Below are 696 nucleotides of genomic sequence, written 5' to 3'. Positions count from 1 at the left end.
GCATGACCCCGTCCACCCCCGCCGCCGGCCACGCCGCTCCGTTCAAGCCGCGCCTGTCGCTGGTCCGCATCCTGGAGATGAATCTGGGCTTTCTCGGCCTGCAGTTCAGTTTCGGGCTGCAGCAGGGCAACATGGCCCCGATCTACAGCTATCTGGGTGCGTCAGAGGCGCAGATTCCGCTGCTTCAGCTGGCCGGGCCGATGACGGGGCTGCTGATCCAGCCGCTGATCGGCGCGATGAGCGACCGAACGGACAGCCGCTGGGGACGCCGCACGCCCTATTTCCTGATCGGCGCGGTACTGTGTGCGCTGGGGCTGTTCTTCATGCCGCTCAGCTCGTCGCTGCTGATGGCGGTGTCGCTGCTATGGATTCTCGACGCGGGCAACAACATCACCATGGAGCCGTACCGCGCCTATGTCTCCGACCGGCTGGACGGGTCACAGCATAATATCGGCTTCCTGACGCAGAGCGCCTTTACCGGGTTGGCGCAGATGCTCGCCTTCCTCACGCCCTCGATCCTGGTATGGGCGGGGATGAACCCGGACTGGGTGGACGGGCACAACATCCCCTATACCGCGCGTATCGTCTTCATGATCGGCGCGGTTCTGTCCTTCGCCACCATCGTCTGGTCGATCAAGCGGGTGCCCGAACTGCCGCTGGCGCCCGAGGAGCGGGCGCGCATCGCCGCGGCACCCA

The 696-nt window shown here is 65.7% G+C and carries 1 protein-coding gene; it reads left to right on the top strand.

The window, feature by feature from the left end:
* Positions 1-2 precede the first annotated feature (2 nt).
* The coding region (locus tag SB4_RS18575; protein ID WP_420893906.1) for an MFS transporter at positions 3-696 on the top strand (694 nt) is incomplete at its 3' end.

The organism is Sphingomonas sanguinis (genome assembly GCF_001476905.1).
Classification (GTDB): domain Bacteria; phylum Pseudomonadota; class Alphaproteobacteria; order Sphingomonadales; family Sphingomonadaceae; genus Sphingomonas; species Sphingomonas sanguinis_B.
Note: the sequence above shows the minus strand (reverse complement) of the source record. Positions and strands in the feature narration are given on the sequence as shown.